Raw genomic sequence first — 14,545 nt, 5'->3', positions numbered from 1 at the left:
GGATCCCCAGCCTGTGGACGGCGTTTCCGCACCCGATCTGTGGAGAACCGTCCCGGCCCGCCGGTATTCGAACACAGCCGGACCGCTGACCGCGGGGCATGCGGGGCGCGCGGAGCCGCCTTCGCCGGCCCGCACGCCTTCCGGCGGTCCCGTGCGACGGCGATCCGCCCCGGCACTGCGGAAGGCGGCGGCGTCCCGCCGGAAGCCGCCGGACGCCGCTCCGGGCCCTCCTCGTCCCGGCCGGTGCCCGCCGTGCTGCTCCTCCGCGGCCGTCACCCGCTCCGCAGCCCCACCCCGGCCGGTGCCCGCCCCGGGGGCGTCCGCGCCACCGGGGGCCCGGCCTGCGGGGCCGCGAACGGCGAAGGGGCGCCCGGGAGGATGTCCCGTGCGCCCCTCGTCCCCGCTCCGTCCGGCGGACCCCCGCTCAGCCCGCCTTGATCCGGTTGGTCAGCTCCGTCACCTGGTTGTAGATCGAGCGGCGCTCCGCCATCAGCGCACGGATCTTCCGGTCCGCGTGCATCACGGTCGTGTGGTCCCGGCCGCCGAACTGGGCGCCGATCTTGGGCAGGGAGAGATCCGTCAGCTCGCGGCACAGGTACATCGCGATCTGGCGCGCCGTCACCAGGACCCGGCTGCGTGACGAGCCGCACAGGTCCTCGACGGTCAGGCCGAAGTAGTCGGCGGTGGCCGCCATGATCGCCCCCGCGGTGATCTCGGGGGCGGCGTCCTCGCCACCCGGGATCAGGTCCTTGAGGACGATCTCCGTCAGCCCCAGGTCCACCGGCTGCCGGTTGAGCGAGGCGAAGGCGGTGACCCGGATGAGCGCACCCTCCAGCTCCCGGATGTTCCGGGAGATCCGGGAGGCGATGAACTCCAGCACCTCCGGGGGCGCGTTCAGCTGCTCCTGCACCGCCTTCTTGCGCAGGATCGCGATGCGGGTCTCCAGCTCGGGGGGCTGGACGTCCGTCGTCAGCCCCCACTCGAAGCGGTTGCGCAGCCGGTCCTCCAGCGTCATGAGCTGCTTGGGGGGCCGGTCGGAGGAGAGCACGATCTGCTTGTTGGCGTTGTGCAGGGTGTTGAAGGTGTGGAAGAACTCCTCCTGCGTGGACTCCTTGCTCGCCAGGAACTGGATGTCGTCGACCAGCAGGATGTCCACGTCGCGGTACCGCTTGCGGAAGGTGTCGCCCTTGCCGTCGCGGATGGAGTTGATGAACTCGTTGGTGAACTCCTCGGAGCTCACGTACCGCACCCGGGTGCCCGGGTAGAGGCTGCGGGCGTAGTGCCCGATCGCGTGCAGCAGGTGCGTCTTCCCGAGCCCCGACTCCCCGTAGATGAAAAGAGGGTTGTAGGCCTTGGCCGGCGCCTCGGCCACCGCCACCGCGGCCGCGTGCGCGAAGCGGTTGGACGCCCCGATCACGAAGGTGTCGAAGAGGTACTTCGGGTTCAGCCGGGCGTGCGGCTCCCCGGGCCCCGGTGCCGGAGCCGGCTTGGCCCCGAGCGGACCGGTGTCGCCCCCGGGTCCCCCGCGGTGGGGCGGCGTGGGCTCGCCCAGGTCCCTGCGCTCGGCGCGCGGGTCGTACGGCTGGTGGTCGGCGGGCTGGGGCCGGCGGTAGTCGTGCTGCCCGCGGCCGGGCGGCGGCGTCGCGTACGGGTCCCGCTCCGGGAAGCCGCCGAGCCGGGGCTGCTGCCAGGACAGGTCCTCCTGGCTGCGCGGCCAGGAGCCCGGTTCGGGGCGCTGCTGGTACTCGGGGTAGGCGGGGCGCACCGAGGGCAGTCCCTCGTCGGTCTCGCCGCGGCGGCCGTATCCCTCGTAGCGGTCGGCACGCGGGGAGCCGTAGCCCTCACCGGGGCGGGGCGGCTCGTAGGCGTCCTGCTGGCGGGGAGCCCCGTAGCCCTCGCCCGGGCGCCCGCCGTCGTAGCCCTCGGACCCCCGCCCGCCCTCGTAGCCCTCGCCGCCGCGCGGGTCCTCGTGCGGGGAGGCGGGATAGCGCGGGGCGCCCGGCTGCTGGGAGGCGGGCGCCGAGCTGTCGCCCGCGGAGTCGTCGACCGTGATCGCGATACGGATCGGGCGGCCGCACTCCCGGCTGAGGGTGTCGCTGATCAGCGGGGCGAGGCGGCCCTCCAGCACGCGCTTGCCCCACTCGTTGGGTACGGCGAGCAGCGCCGTGTCGGCGACCAGGGCCAGAGGCTGGCAGCGCTCGATCCACTGCTTGTCCTTGGGCTCGACGCCCTGCTGGCCCTCGTCGAGAAGCTGCTCGAGCACTCGCGGCCACACTGCGGCAAGATCGGCAGGTACGTCAGCCACAAAGCACGCTCTCTCGCAGGTCCCACGAATGTGTGGTTCTCGGGACGGGATAGGAAGACAGGCAGGAAAAGAATCCGAGTTCAGCCACGGTAGTCAGGCCGACCCGTGCGGTTCAAGTTGTTGTCCACAGCCTGTGTACAGGGCACCCCGCCATCCACGTGGTTTGACCGGATGGCGTAGCCGCGCGTACCGTAACCAGGTCGAGTTGTCGATGGCTGCTGCCGCCTGCCTCCGATGGGCAAAGACCACGGTCCGTGGTCGAGAAGCGGTGCACTCGGGCGTGAACGCGAGCTACTCGTGGGCGCACGGTGACAGCCAGGCGATGTCCCGCCACCAACGAATCATTTCTGGAGCCCCCGAGTGAGCAAGCGCACCTTCCAGCCGAACAACCGTCGTCGTGCGAAGACCCACGGTTTCCGCCTGCGCATGCGTACCCGTGCCGGCCGCGCCATCCTGGCGAACCGCCGCAGCAAGGGTCGCGCCAACCTGTCCGCCTGATCGCCTTAAACAGGTCATGACGTGCTGCCTACCGAGAATCGGCTGAGGCGGCGCGAGGACTTCGCGACTGCGGTACGCCGAGGGCGCCGGGCCGGACGCCCGCTCCTCGTCGTCCACCTTCGAAGCGGTGCCATGGACCCGCACGCGCCTGGGGAGAGCGCCTCCCAGACGTGTGCGGGTTTCGTCGTGAGCAAGGCCGTGGGCGGTGCCGTGGTTCGGAACAAGGTGAAGCGGAGACTGCGCCACCTCATGCGGGATCGGCTCTCCGAGCTGCCCCCCGGTAGCCTGGTGGTCGTACGGGCGCTGCCCGGTGCGGGTGACGCCGAACACGCACAGCTGGCCCAAGACCTGGACGCCGCTCTCCGGCGGCTGCTGGGAGGGGGCGCGCGATGAAGTACCCGCTGCTGGCACTGATCAAGATCTACCAGTGGACGATCAGCCCGCTGCTGGGACCTGTGTGCAGGTATTACCCGTCGTGTTCCCACTACGGATTCACGGCCATCGACCGGCACGGCGCGGTCAAGGGAACAGCCCTGACCGCCTGGCGGATCCTGCGGTGCAACCCGTGGTCCCCGGGCGGAGTGGACCACGTCCCGCCGCGCAAGCGGCCCCGATGGCACGAAATGCTGCGCGATGCCCTGCGTGGCAGCAAGGGCGGGCACTCCGCCGCTGATGTGCCGGCCCCGGGATCGGCTGCCGAGGCCACGGCCCCGGTCGCAGAGACCTCGCCCAATGCTCAAGGAGCCTGATTAGTGGACACGATTGCCAGTCTCTTCAGTTTTATCACCACACCTGTCTCGTGGATCATCGTCCAGTTCCACTCGCTCTACGGGGCCGTCTTCGGCCCGGACACGGGCTGGGCCTGGGGACTGTCCATCGTGTCCCTGGTGGTGCTGATCCGTATCTGCCTGATCCCGCTCTTCGTGAAGCAGATCAAGTCGATGCGGAACATGCAGGCGCTCCAGCCCAAGATGAAGGCGATCCAGGAGCGCTACAAGTCGGACCGCCAGCGGCAGTCCGAAGAGATGATGAAGCTGTACAAGGAGACCGGGACCAACCCGCTCTCCTCGTGCCTGCCCATCCTGGCGCAGTCGCCGTTCTTCTTCGCCCTCTACCACGTGCTCAGCAAGATCGCCTCCGGCCAGGAGATCGGCGTTCTCAACCAGAGCCTCGTGGACAGCGCCCGCCAGGCGCACATCTTCGGTGCGCCGATCGCCGCGAAGTTCATGGACTCGCCCGAGAAGGTCCAGGCGCTCGACGCCACGCTGCTCGACGTCCGCATCGTCACCGCGGTCATGATCGTCCTGATGTCGGCGTCGCAGTTCTACACCCAGCGCCAGCTGATGCAGAAGAACGTCGACCTCACGGTCAAGACGCCGTACATGAACCAGCAGAAGATGCTCATGTACATCTTCCCGGTGATCTTCGCCGTGATGGGCATCAACTTCCCGGTCGGTGTCCTCGTCTACTGGCTGACCACCAACGTGTGGACCATGGGCCAGCAGATGTACGTGATCAACCAGAACCCCACGCCGGGCAGCAAGGCACAGGACCAGTACCTCCAGCGCATGCTGAAGGGCATCACCACGAGCGGGCAGGTCGGCTCCCGCCGCAAGCGGACCGTGGTCCAGACGATCGTCGCCAAGGGACCGGACCGCAACGACAACGAGCGGCGCTTCGTCACGGGCCTCGCCAAGGCGGGACTGGTGGCCCAGGCCGACGGCACGGTGGCCAAGAGCGACACCGCCATGGCCGAGGCAGAAGGCGGATCCCACCGTCGCCAGCAGCCCAAGCGCCAGAGCAAGGCCCAGAGGCAGTCCGCGCAGTCGACCACCAAGGGCGCCGACAGCACCGCCGGTGCCGCCGCCTCCAAGCCGTCCCTCCAGAAGGGACAGGCGGGTGAGGCTCCCCAGGCCAAGTCCGCGGGCGCCAAGGCGGCCGGTTCCACTCGCCAGCCCAAGTCCGGTCAGCGCAAGGGGCCCCAGCGTCCCAAGCACCCGTCGTCGAAGAAGTAAGAAGGAGTCCATCCGTGACGGAAGGCACCATCTCCGCCGCCGAGGGTGGCGACACCCTCACCCGCCTGGAGCAGGAGGGTGAAATCGCGGCCGACTACCTCGAGGGCCTGCTGGACATCGCCGACCTCGACGGCGACATCGACATGGATGTCGAGGCGGACCGGGCCGCGGTCTCCATCATCAGCGAGGCGGGCAGCCGCGACCTCCAGAAGCTCGTGGGACGCGACGGGGAGGTCCTGGAGGCGCTCCAGGAGCTGACGCGTCTGGCGGTGCACCGGGAGACCGGCGACCGCAGCCGCCTGATGCTCGACATCGCCGGCTTCCGCGCCCAGAAGCGCTCCGAGCTCGCGGAGCTCGGAGCCAAGGCGGCGGCTGAGGTCAGGTCGAGCGGTGAGCCCGTGAAGCTCGACCCGATGACCCCCTTCGAGCGCAAGGTCGTCCACGACGCCGTGGCGGCCGCGGGGCTGCGCAGCGAGTCGGAGGGCGAGGAGCCGCAGCGCTTCGTCGTCGTCCTGCCTGCCTGACCCACGTGTTCCCCCGGCCCCGTCTGCTCGCAGGCGGGGCCGCTCCTTGTCAGCCTGAAATCAGCTCACCACGGTCCCCACGCGGACAGCGACGTGCGGTACGGAAGGACGGTTCCCCGTGACGGAGGCAGCGGAGCTCCCTCAAGCACCCGAAGAGGCGAGGACGGTTTTCGGCGAGTACTTCCCGGAAGCCGTGCGCTATGCGGAGCTGCTCGCGGACGCCGGAGTGACGCGCGGGCTCATCGGTCCCCGTGAGGTGCCCCGCCTGTGGGAGCGGCACCTGCTCAACTGCGCCGTTCTCTCCGAGGTGGTGCCAGAAGGCGTCACGGTGTGCGATGTCGGCTCGGGCGCGGGGCTGCCCGGTATTCCGCTCGCCCTGGTCCGCCGTGATCTCAAGATCACTCTTCTGGAGCCGCTGCTGCGACGCACCACCTTCCTTCAGGAGGTCGTGGAGCTGCTCGGCCTCGACCATGTGACGGTGGTCCGGGGACGTGCCGAGGAGATGATGGGCAAGGTCCCGCCCGTGCATGTGGTCACCGCTCGTGCGGTGGCTCCGCTGGATCGTCTGGCCGGCTGGGGTGTTCCTCTGCTGCGTCCCTACGGCGAGATGCTGGCCCTGAAGGGGGACACCGCGGAGGAGGAGCTGAGCAGTGCCCGCTCGGCCCTCGGCAAGCTCGGTGTCGTCGAGACCTCCGTTCTGCAGGTGGGCCAGGGGGTCGTCGATCCCTTGTCGACCGTGGTGCGCGTGGAGGTCGGGGAGAGCCCCGGCGGAGTGCGATTCGCCGCCAAGCGGGCCAAGGCGGCCCGCACGAGCCGGACCCGCCGGCGCAGGTGACGCTTGCGTGTGGTGCCGTACGGCTGCCATACGCGCTCGGAGCGGAGTGTCTTCCCGGTAGCCCGCGGTGGCGCATGCATCGTGTTTCACGTGAAACGTCGCTCACTGCTGCAGGGAATCATCAGCCGCGGCCGTGCGGCCGCGGCCCCCGGGAGGGCGCGTAAGCCCCTCGTGCGGGCTACGGGGTTGTCCACAGAGGTGGATTCCTCCACAGAACCAGGGGCCTCGCTGGTTCACGAGCCCGAAAGCATGGCAGGCTCTGTGCATCGCGAGCCTGAAGTCGAGGAGAGTGAATCCTTGCGGTCCGACGCCAATATCGCGGGACCGATGACCGATCCGGTCCCCGGCCCCCGTTCCGAGTTCGCGGCGGAGGATGTTTCACGTGAAACACCGCCGCCGATGGACGACGCCCCCATCGGTCGAGCTGCTCAGCTGGCCGTGGCGGCGCTGGGCCGTGCCGGCGAGGGTCTTCCCCGACCTGAGCAGACACGCGTCATGATCGTCGCCAATCAGAAGGGTGGTGTGGGGAAGACCACCACCACGGTCAATCTCGCCGCTTCGCTCGCGCTCCATGGCGCCCGCGTTCTGGTGGTCGACCTTGATCCCCAGGGCAATGCCTCCACCGCGCTGGGTATCGACCACCACGCGGAGGTTCCCTCGATCTATGACGTCCTGGTGGACAGCAGGCCCCTCTCCGAGGTCGTCCAGCCAGTCCCCGACGTCGAAGGACTCTTCTGCGCCCCCGCCACCATCGATCTCGCCGGTGCGGAGATCGAGTTGGTGTCCCTGGTGGCGCGGGAGAGCCGGCTGCAGCGTGCCATCCAGGCATACGAGCAGCCGCTGGACTACATCCTCATCGACTGCCCGCCCTCTCTGGGCCTGCTGACGGTCAACGCGCTGGTGGCCGGCGCGGAGGTACTGATCCCGATCCAGTGCGAGTACTACGCACTGGAAGGGCTCGGGCAGCTGCTACGCAACGTGGATCTGGTGCGAGGCCATCTGAATCCGGCCCTCCATGTCTCCACGATCCTGCTCACGATGTACGACGGTCGGACCCGGCTTGCCTCTCAGGTTGCGGAAGAGGTCCGGAGCCACTTCGGGGAAGAGGTCCTGAGGACCAGCATCCCGCGGTCGGTCCGCATCTCGGAGGCTCCGAGCTATGGGCAGACGGTGCTGACCTACGATCCGAGTTCCAGTGGTGCTCTCTCCTATCTGGAGGCGGCACGGGAAATCGCCCTGCGCGGTGTCGGGGTCCGCTACGACCCGCAGCACGCGCACGGGGCACAGAACGCACAGCAGAACACGCCGGAGGGCATCCAGTGAGCGAGCGACGTAGAGGGCTGGGGCGTGGGCTCGGTGCCCTGATTCCCCCTGCCCCTCAGGAACCGCAGGGCGGAAGCACGACGGGAGCGGGAGCCCCTGCCTCCTCCTCCGTCTTTGCGGCCGATCGCGGTGTCGCGGCGGCCAAGGTCACCACGCTTCCCCCGGCAGCGCCCGCGCCGCAGAGTGGAGGCGCTTCCGTGGCGCCGCCTCAGGCCGCTTCCCCGGCCAGCGAGCCGGTCGGCGCCCACTTCATGGAAGTGCCGCTCGGCGCGATCACACCGAATCCGCGGCAGCCTCGCAAGGACTTCGACGAGGACCTTCTCGCCGAGCTGGTGACCTCCATCAAGGAAGTCGGACTTCTCCAGCCCGTGGTGGTTCGCCAGTTGGGTGCCGACCGCTACGAGCTCATCATGGGCGAGCGTCGGTGGCGGGCCTGCCAGAAGGCAGGGCTGGAGGCAGTCCCTGCCATCGTCCGTTATACGGAGGACGAGAAGCTTCTGCTGGATGCGCTGCTGGAGAACCTCCACCGTGCGCAGCTGAATCCCCTGGAAGAGGCCGCCGCCTACGACCAGCTCCTCAAGGACTTCAACTGCACCCATGATCAGCTCGCCGATCGGATCGGTCGGTCCCGGCCGCAGGTCACCAACACTCTGCGCCTGCTGAAGCTCTCTCCGCCGGTTCAGCGACGGGTGGCCGCAGGTGTCCTCTCCGCCGGTCATGCCCGCGCGTTGATCTCGGTCGAGGAGCCGGAGGAGCAGGACCGGCTGGCCCACCGCATCGTCACCGAGGGGCTCTCGGTGCGTGCGGTGGAGGAGATCGTCACGCTGATCAATTCCGGCAGGGAGGTCTCAGCGAAGCCCAAGGGTCCGCGCGCCGGCACGAGGCGCTCGCCTGCACTGAACGACCTGGCCTCGCGGCTCTCCGACCGTTTCGAAACCCGGGTGAAGGTCGACCTGGGTCAGAAGAAGGGCAAGATCGTCGTCGAGTTCGCGTCGATGGAGGACCTTGAGCGCATCCTGGGCACCCTCGCACCCGGCGAGGGCCGGGTGCTGGAGCAGCGGCTGGACCCGGACGCGGCGGAAGCCGAATCCTGAGACACGAGGGTGGGCGATCCCTCCCCTCCCCCGCACAGGGCGGATGGTGCCTTCGGGCACCATCCGCCCTGTGTCGTCCGGGCCCCAACTCTGGCCGGTATCCGGTACCCGCGTCGGGGCTGGGTGGATACGATGCGTTCTGGTACGACGCATCCACCTTGAGCCATCTCCTGGGGAGGGCGGGGCCATGCGAGTGGCGAGCCGCGGCCGACTGGTGACCGCAGGGCTGGTACTGGGAGCGCTGGGCGGTTTCGTCGCCAGCATGCTGAGTGAGAGGAGTGCGCTGGCGGCAGCGCTCAGCGTCGCGGAACGACGAAGTGAGGAACAGCCTTCATGGGGCGCCGGCTCGCACCACTCACCTTGGACAATGTCTCGGACCTTCCCAAGCGGTGCCGGTCCTGTGTCTTCTGGGAACTCGACCCCGTCAGTGGGGAGGCCGCGGTAGCGGCGGGCACGCCTCAGTGGGAGAAGGAGGCGTGGATCTCCGCAGTACTACTCGACTGGGGATCCTGTGGACGGGTTGTCTATGTCGATGAGAAGCCCGTCGGTTTCGTGCTCTACGCGCCCCCTGCCTACGTCCCCCGCTCAGCGGCCTTTCCCACCAGCCCGGTCGCTGCGGACGCCGTACAGCTGATCACGGGGTGGATCACGCCGGGTTACCAGGGGCAGGGCCTGGGCCGGGTCATGGTGCAGACGGTTGCCAAAGACCTGCTGCGACGGGGCTTTCGTGCGATCGAGGCCTTCGGCGACGCGCGCTGGAAGGAACCAGCCTGTGTCCTGCCGGCTGACCATCTCCTGGCCGTGGGCTTCAAGACCGTGCGCCCGCATCCGAGCCATCCACGTCTGCGTTTGGAGTTGAGGACGACGCTGTCGTGGAAGGAGGACGTGGAACTGGCCCTGGACCGTCTGCTCGGCGCGGTGCAGAAGGATCCGGTACTCCGACCGCTGTGATCGTTCGGCGGGTGGTGTCGTCCGCCGCACAGCACAGTGGGCCCATTCCGGCTGGGAATGAGCCCACTCTGCCTGTTTCACGTGGAACAGCCTGACGGCTACTCCTGGATGAAGGTCTCCAGATCGCGGATGATCGCCGCCTTGGGCTTGGCTCCGATGATCGTCTTGGCGACCTCGCCGTTCTGGTAGACGTTGAGCATCGGGATGGACATCACGCCGTACTTGATGGCGGTCGCCTGGTTCTCGTCGATGTTCATCTTGACGATCTCGATCTTGTCACCGTGCTCGGCCGCGATGGCCTCGAGCGACGGGGCGATCTGGCGGCAGGGGCCGCACCAGGGCGCCCAGAAGTCCACCAGGACGGGCTTGTCGCTCTTGAGGACGTCCTCTTCGAAGGTAGCGTCGGTCACGTTCTTCAGGGCGCCGGCCACGGCGGCCTCCTTACGTTGCTCGGGGGAGGGGTGAGGGTGCGGTCGGTCAGACGACGGGGGTCTTCTCGGGCTCTGCGGCCTGCTCGCTGTCCGACAGGGCCGCGAGGAAGCGCTCGGCGTCGAGGGCGGCAGAGCAGCCCGTACCGGCAGCGGTGATGGCCTGCCGGTAGGTGTGGTCCACCACGTCTCCGGCGGCGAAGACTCCGGTGAGGTTGGTGCGCGTGGAGGGCGCATCCACCTTCAGGTAGCCCTCGTCGTCGAGCTCCAGCTGTCCCTTGAAAAGCTCGGTCCGGGGGTCGTGGCCGACAGCGATGAAGAGACCGGTGACGGCGAGCTGCGAGAGCTCGCCCGTCTTGGTGTTCCGCAGGGTGAGGCCGGACAGCTTCTGCTCGCCATGGATCTCGGCGACCTCGCTGTCCCAGGCGAACGAGATCTTCGGGTCCCCGAAGGCGCGATCCTGCATGGCCTTCGAGGCGCGCAGGGTGTCACGCCGGTGGACGATGGTGACGGACTTGGCGAAGCGCGAGAGGAAGGTCGCCTCCTCCATGGCGGTGTCCCCACCACCGACGACCGCGATGTCCTGGTCCTTGAAGAAGAAGCCGTCGCAGGTGGCACACCAGGAGACCCCGCGCCCGGACAGCTGGTCCTCGCGAGGCAGACCCAGCTTGCGATGCTGGGAACCCGTGGTGACGATCACGGCCCTGGCCTGGTGGACGGTGCCGGCGGTGTCGGTGACGGTCTTGATCTCACCGGAGAGATCGACGGCCACGACGTCGTCCGGAACCAGCTCGGCACCGAAGCGCTCGGCCTGGGCACGCATGTTGTCCATCAGGTCCGGACCCATGATGCCGTCGCGGAAACCCGGGAAGTTCTCCACATCGGTCGTGTTCATCAGTGCGCCACCGGCGGTGACGGCTCCCTCGAACACCAGCGGCTTCAGCGAAGCGCGCGCGGTATAGAGGGCAGCCGTGTAGCCCGCGGGCCCGGAGCCGATGATGATCACGTTACGAACGTCGCTCACGGGGTGCTTCCTCGTCTCTGCCGACTGCCTACTGCGTACGGGGCGGGTTCATCGCTCTCACCCCACCCAACGGATCCTAAGGGGCGGGCATTCCCATGCTGCCGCTCGGCACAGAGGACGGACGCCGAGCCGGGTCAGTCGAGGGGGTAGGTCCCGTCAAGGAGCAGGGAGCCGACGTCTGCGCCGCCGTCCTCGGTACAGGAGGCGTCGACGACGTAGGCGTCGACCTGAGCGCGGTCCGTGGCATGCGGCAGCAGGACGAGGTAGGCGTCGGTCCCCTGGTACTGCCCCTGCTCGAAGGCGAGAGGCTGCTCGGCGCGGCCGGTGCCGCGCTGGATACACGGGGGGAGCGGCGAGTCGGGAGAGCTCTGCGGTGTGACCATGCCCGGAGCTTCGGCCTCCAGGGACGGTTCCTTCTCGATGCGGGGCTCCGCCGCGTCGATCGGTGCAGACAGGAGTGTCCGGACCCGCTCGTCGACCGGCTCTCCGGAGAAGTCCCCGTCGGCACCCGCGGCGGAGCTCAGGCTGGTGTCCTGCGCCCTGCCCGCCTCTCCGGCCGTCGTGGAGGGCAAGCCCTGGAGAACGAGCACACCCAGGCCTACCGCGGCAGCACCCAGGACGGCTCCGAAAGCCGCGAGCCGTCGACGGCTTCGACGGCTGCGCCCCGGTCCCGTGGCTGCCCTGGGGTGTCCGGCGGGACGGCCAGGTCGTGAGGGAGAAGCGCCGTCGGCTGAGGAGCCCGTCGTTTCACGTGAAACATCGTCGGCCGGGCCGGGAGCCGTGGCGTGGAGGAGTGCTTCCGCGGCCAGAGCGGCATCGATTCTGCCGGAGACATCGCCGGGCATCCGACCCGGCCCGGGAAGGGTGCCGAGCAGCCCTCTGATCTCTTCGAGGGAGGTCCGCACATCGGCGCATACGGCACAGCCCTTCAGATGGCGGCGGAGCTCGGCCGCCTGGTCGAGGGGCAGAAGGCCCTCGGTGAGATCGGCGATCTCCGAGACATCAGGGTGCCGGTTCGTGTCGGTCGAGGATGTCACGCTCGCCCACCTCCGCCCTTCACTGCCGCCGAACCGTTCGGCCCCGGCTCGTTCGCTGCCGACTCCGGTCGGACGGCCGTCCCCGTCGTCCGGTTCCTTTCCCTGGGAATCTCCGGGCTATCCACGCCATTGCCCCGCAGATGGGTGAGCATCGGCAGCAACCGGGCTCTCCCCCGTGCACAGCGGCTCTTGACGGTTCCCGTGGGAACGTCCAGAACCTTCGCCGCCTCGGCCACGGGGTACCCCTGCATGTCGACGAGGACCAGCGCGGCACGCTGCTCCGGCGGCAGGGTGCCCAGGGCCCTCAGGAGTTCCCGATGGAGATCCTGGCGTTCGGCCGGCGCCTCGGCTGACTCGTGGGGCTCCAGGAGCTGCTCCAGCCGTTCGGTGTCGTCCACCGGTGCCGTCCTGCGTGAGTCGGCTTTCCTGACCCGGTCCAGGCAGGCATTGACCGTGATGCGGTGCAGCCAGGTGGTGACGGCCGCCTGGCCACGGAAGGTGGCTGCCGCGCGGAAGGCCGAGACGAAGGCATCCTGCACGGCGTCCGCGGCTTCCTCGCGGTCACCGAGCGTCCGCAGGGCCACCGCCCACAGGCGGTCCCTGTGACGGCGGACGAGCTCACCGAAGGCATCCGGGTCTCCCGCGACATGCTGCGCGAGAAGGTCCTGGTCGCTTGTGTCACGGAGCGTCGAGTCGTCCAACGGTGAGCCCCCTCCCGATCCTGTGCGTCAGCCGGTGAAGGAGACGTCCGTGATGGCCTGCTTGTATCCGGGGTCGCTGAACCCGTCCTTCGGTGAGTGAGGCATCGCGGTCATCCACACGAGTACATAGCGGCCGGTGACAGGCTTCTCCGCTGTCAGCTTCAGCGTGGAACTTCCGGTCTGGCCGTTCGCGATCTTCGTCATGGAGCTGACAGGTCCGGACGGCGTGAGGGAGTCGACCGCGTAGAGGCTGATCGCCGTGTGGTTCCCGCCGTAGCGCAACGCTATGGATCCCCCGGTCACGGTCTTCTCGCTGCCCAGGTCATAGACGATGCCGACTCCCTGCTTGATGGAAGGAGCGAACTCCGGTCCGTCGAAGTAGGTCTTGGTGCGCCAGTAGCTGGAGCTGTCCTGGTCGTAGGTCGAGCCGACGGTGGAGGGGTTCTGAGGGGACCCGTCCGGTGCGTACTCCTGTGCGCCGTGGATGGCGAGGGGAACGGGCGTGTTCGGCTTGTCGTCGCCTTCCGGCGGAGAGGTCTCGGAGGAGGTGGGGGCTTCTCGGGAGTTCTTCCCCTGGTCGAGCAGGCGGTCCGCGACCTGCCAGCTCCCGAGTCCCAGCGCGGCGATCAGCAAAGCCGAGACCGTCCACTTCAGGGCCTTGCCCGTGCGGCTCTCCAGCGGTGCCGGGGGAACCACGGGCGTCCGGGCGGCGACGGCACGGGGGTGCACCGCAGGGCGCCCGTAGCCGCCCTGCTGGTAGGTGGTCCGCTGGTAGTCCGGAGGCGCGGTGAACGTCGGCTCCGGCGGGCGGATACGCGGCATGGCCGCCACCGCCTTCGCGAGCTCGTCGGGCGTGGTGCAGGGAGGGTCCTGCCGGGACGCCGTGGCTCCGTCGTTCACCAGGGCCCGCATGGCCAGTTCGGACAGCCCGCGGTGAACGCCTGCCCGTACCTGGTCGGGCGGGAGGAGCCCGACCCCCTTGGGGAGGCCCGTAAGCCCGTGGGCATCGTTCTCGTAGGGCCACCTCTGGGTGAGAGCGGCGTACAGCAGCGCTCCGATGGCCTCCGTGTCCGTGCGCTGCGGACGTTCCACCGAGATGCCCCGCAGCGCGGCGTTCACCGCCAGGCCGCGGATCCGGTACTGGCCGGTCGACGTGCGCAGGACCGCGCTCGGAGTCAGGCGGAGATGGGCCAGGCCCTCGCGGTGCGCGGCGGTCATCGCCAACGACACCTGCTCGACGAGCTGGTAGGCGTCGTGGGCTTCGAGCGGTGCCGCTGCGAGGAGAGCGGTCAGCTCCACCGCGTCCGGCAGCCATTCGTGGACGACGTAGACCAGGTCGCCCTCCTCCACCGCGTCCAGGACCTGGACGAAGCGGGGGTCGCCGAGGAGCGCCGAGGAGCGTGCGGCGGCCAGCACCGAACGGGCTCTGGGGTGCTCGGCCGGCAGGACGTGGACGCCGACGGCCCGACGCAGCTTCTCGTCCACTGCCCGCCAGCTGCTGAAGCCGTCCAGACGGGTGACGCACTCCTCCAGTCGGTAGCGCTTGGCGAGTTTGTGGCCGCTGTGCAGTTCAGGTGCCGTGACACCGGACGTGTTCCCGGGTGCCGGGTCTTCCTTCGCCGTCTCGCCCGGGTCGGATGCGGTCTTCTCCGCAGATTTCTGGGATCCAGCCGCCCCGTCGGCCGTGGCCTTGCGCTCCTGCGCGGACAGCGGTTCGTTACCGCCGTTGTCGGCCACGTCGACGGCAGCCGTGCTACGTTCCGCCACCGTCGTTCCTGCCTCCCCATCCATTGCGCTGTACTCAGACGCC

Annotated in this window: 14 protein-coding genes and 2 pseudogenes; 9 read left to right on the top strand and 7 right to left on the bottom strand. The window is 69.0% G+C overall.

The window, feature by feature from the left end:
- Window positions 1-424: 424 nt before the first annotated feature.
- Together dnaA and NPS70_RS28835 are read right to left on the bottom strand one after the other, a co-directional pair.
- Window positions 425-1,819, bottom strand: a pseudogene (dnaA, locus tag NPS70_RS02745) (chromosomal replication initiator protein DnaA); the annotation flags it as partial.
- Between the two features lie 131 nt (window positions 1,820-1,950).
- A pseudogene (locus tag NPS70_RS28835) lies at window positions 1,951-2,305 on the bottom strand (chromosomal replication initiator protein DnaA); the annotation flags it as partial.
- 360 nt (window positions 2,306-2,665) lie between these two features.
- Between NPS70_RS28835 and rpmH the strand changes: the two are divergent.
- From rpmH to NPS70_RS02700, 9 genes are all read left to right on the top strand, one after another.
- Window positions 2,666-2,803 (top strand): 50S ribosomal protein L34, encoded by a 138-nt coding sequence (gene rpmH, locus NPS70_RS02740; protein ID WP_018846094.1) that lies wholly within the window; start codon window positions 2,666-2,668, stop codon window positions 2,801-2,803.
- Window positions 2,804-2,824: 21 nt separating this feature from the next.
- A complete protein-coding gene (rnpA, locus tag NPS70_RS02735) occupies window positions 2,825-3,196 on the top strand; it encodes a ribonuclease P protein component (RefSeq protein ID WP_256522276.1) in 372 nt (123 codons plus the stop codon).
- On the top strand, window positions 3,193-3,552 hold the full coding sequence (gene yidD / locus NPS70_RS02730) for a membrane protein insertion efficiency factor YidD (protein ID WP_256522275.1): 360 nt from the start codon (window positions 3,193-3,195) through the stop codon (window positions 3,550-3,552). The genes rnpA and yidD overlap by 4 nt, the downstream gene beginning before the upstream one ends.
- Window positions 3,553-3,555: 3 nt before the next feature.
- Window positions 3,556-4,818 carry a membrane protein insertase YidC gene (gene yidC / locus NPS70_RS02725; protein WP_256522274.1) on the top strand — a complete coding sequence of 421 codons (1,263 nt, stop codon included), beginning with the start codon at window positions 3,556-3,558 and terminating at the stop codon, window positions 4,816-4,818.
- 14 nt (window positions 4,819-4,832) lie between these two features.
- Window positions 4,833-5,342 carry a R3H domain-containing nucleic acid-binding protein gene (locus NPS70_RS02720; RefSeq protein WP_256522272.1) on the top strand — a complete coding sequence of 170 codons (510 nt, stop codon included), beginning with the start codon at window positions 4,833-4,835 and terminating at the stop codon, window positions 5,340-5,342.
- A gap of 118 nt (window positions 5,343-5,460) precedes the next feature.
- Entirely contained in the window at window positions 5,461-6,177 is a 717-nt protein-coding gene (gene rsmG / locus NPS70_RS02715; RefSeq protein ID WP_256522270.1) for a 16S rRNA (guanine(527)-N(7))-methyltransferase RsmG, read from the top strand.
- A gap of 249 nt (window positions 6,178-6,426) precedes the next feature.
- A complete protein-coding gene (locus tag NPS70_RS02710; RefSeq protein WP_305885385.1) occupies window positions 6,427-7,500 on the top strand; it encodes an AAA family ATPase in 1,074 nt (357 codons plus the stop codon).
- Window positions 7,497-8,594: a ParB/RepB/Spo0J family partition protein gene (locus NPS70_RS02705; protein ID WP_256522268.1), complete on the top strand. Its 1,098-nt coding sequence runs from the start codon at window positions 7,497-7,499 to the stop codon at window positions 8,592-8,594. Before NPS70_RS02710 ends, NPS70_RS02705 begins: the two co-directional genes overlap by 4 nt.
- Before the next feature lie 333 nt (window positions 8,595-8,927).
- Window positions 8,928-9,545, top strand: a complete 618-nt coding sequence (locus tag NPS70_RS02700) for a GNAT family N-acetyltransferase (RefSeq protein ID WP_256522266.1) — start codon at window positions 8,928-8,930, stop codon at window positions 9,543-9,545.
- A 98-nt stretch (window positions 9,546-9,643) separates the two neighbouring features.
- Here the strand turns inward: NPS70_RS02700 and trxA are convergent, their stop codons facing one another.
- From trxA to NPS70_RS02675, 5 genes are all read right to left on the bottom strand, one after another.
- Window positions 9,644-9,976, bottom strand: a complete 333-nt coding sequence (gene trxA, locus NPS70_RS02695; protein WP_256522265.1) for a thioredoxin — start codon at window positions 9,974-9,976, stop codon at window positions 9,644-9,646.
- Between the two features lie 46 nt (window positions 9,977-10,022).
- On the bottom strand, window positions 10,023-10,997 hold the full coding sequence (gene trxB, locus NPS70_RS02690; RefSeq protein WP_256522264.1) for a thioredoxin-disulfide reductase: 975 nt from the start codon (window positions 10,995-10,997) through the stop codon (window positions 10,023-10,025).
- Window positions 10,998-11,131: 134 nt separating this feature from the next.
- On the bottom strand, window positions 11,132-11,569 hold the full coding sequence (locus NPS70_RS28665; protein ID WP_308314970.1) for a hypothetical protein: 438 nt from the start codon (window positions 11,567-11,569) through the stop codon (window positions 11,132-11,134).
- A 461-nt stretch (window positions 11,570-12,030) separates the two neighbouring features.
- Window positions 12,031-12,735 (bottom strand): RNA polymerase sigma factor SigM, encoded by a 705-nt coding sequence (gene sigM, locus NPS70_RS02680; RefSeq protein ID WP_256522262.1) that lies wholly within the window; start codon window positions 12,733-12,735, stop codon window positions 12,031-12,033.
- A gap of 27 nt (window positions 12,736-12,762) precedes the next feature.
- A complete protein-coding gene (locus NPS70_RS02675; protein WP_256522261.1) occupies window positions 12,763-14,502 on the bottom strand; it encodes a protein kinase family protein in 1,740 nt (579 codons plus the stop codon).
- Between the last annotated feature and the right edge of the window lie 43 nt (window positions 14,503-14,545).

It is taken from the genome of Streptomyces sp. C10-9-1 (genome assembly GCF_024497955.1).
GTDB classification, from domain to species: Bacteria; Actinomycetota; Actinomycetes; order Streptomycetales; family Streptomycetaceae; genus Streptomyces; species Streptomyces sanyensis.
The sequence above is the reverse complement of the archived record's forward strand: the minus strand, read 5'-3'. Positions and strand labels throughout refer to the sequence as shown.

Coding starts and splice junctions, on each gene's coding strand:
- yidD (WP_256522275.1), top strand. CDS start 3,193: ATGAAGTACCCGCTGCTGGCACTGATCAAGATCTACCAGTGGACGATC.
- NPS70_RS02710 (WP_305885385.1), top strand. CDS start 6,427: ATGGCAGGCTCTGTGCATCGCGAGCCTGAAGTCGAGGAGAGTGAATCC.
- NPS70_RS02700 (WP_256522266.1), top strand. CDS start 8,928: ATGGGGCGCCGGCTCGCACCACTCACCTTGGACAATGTCTCGGACCTT.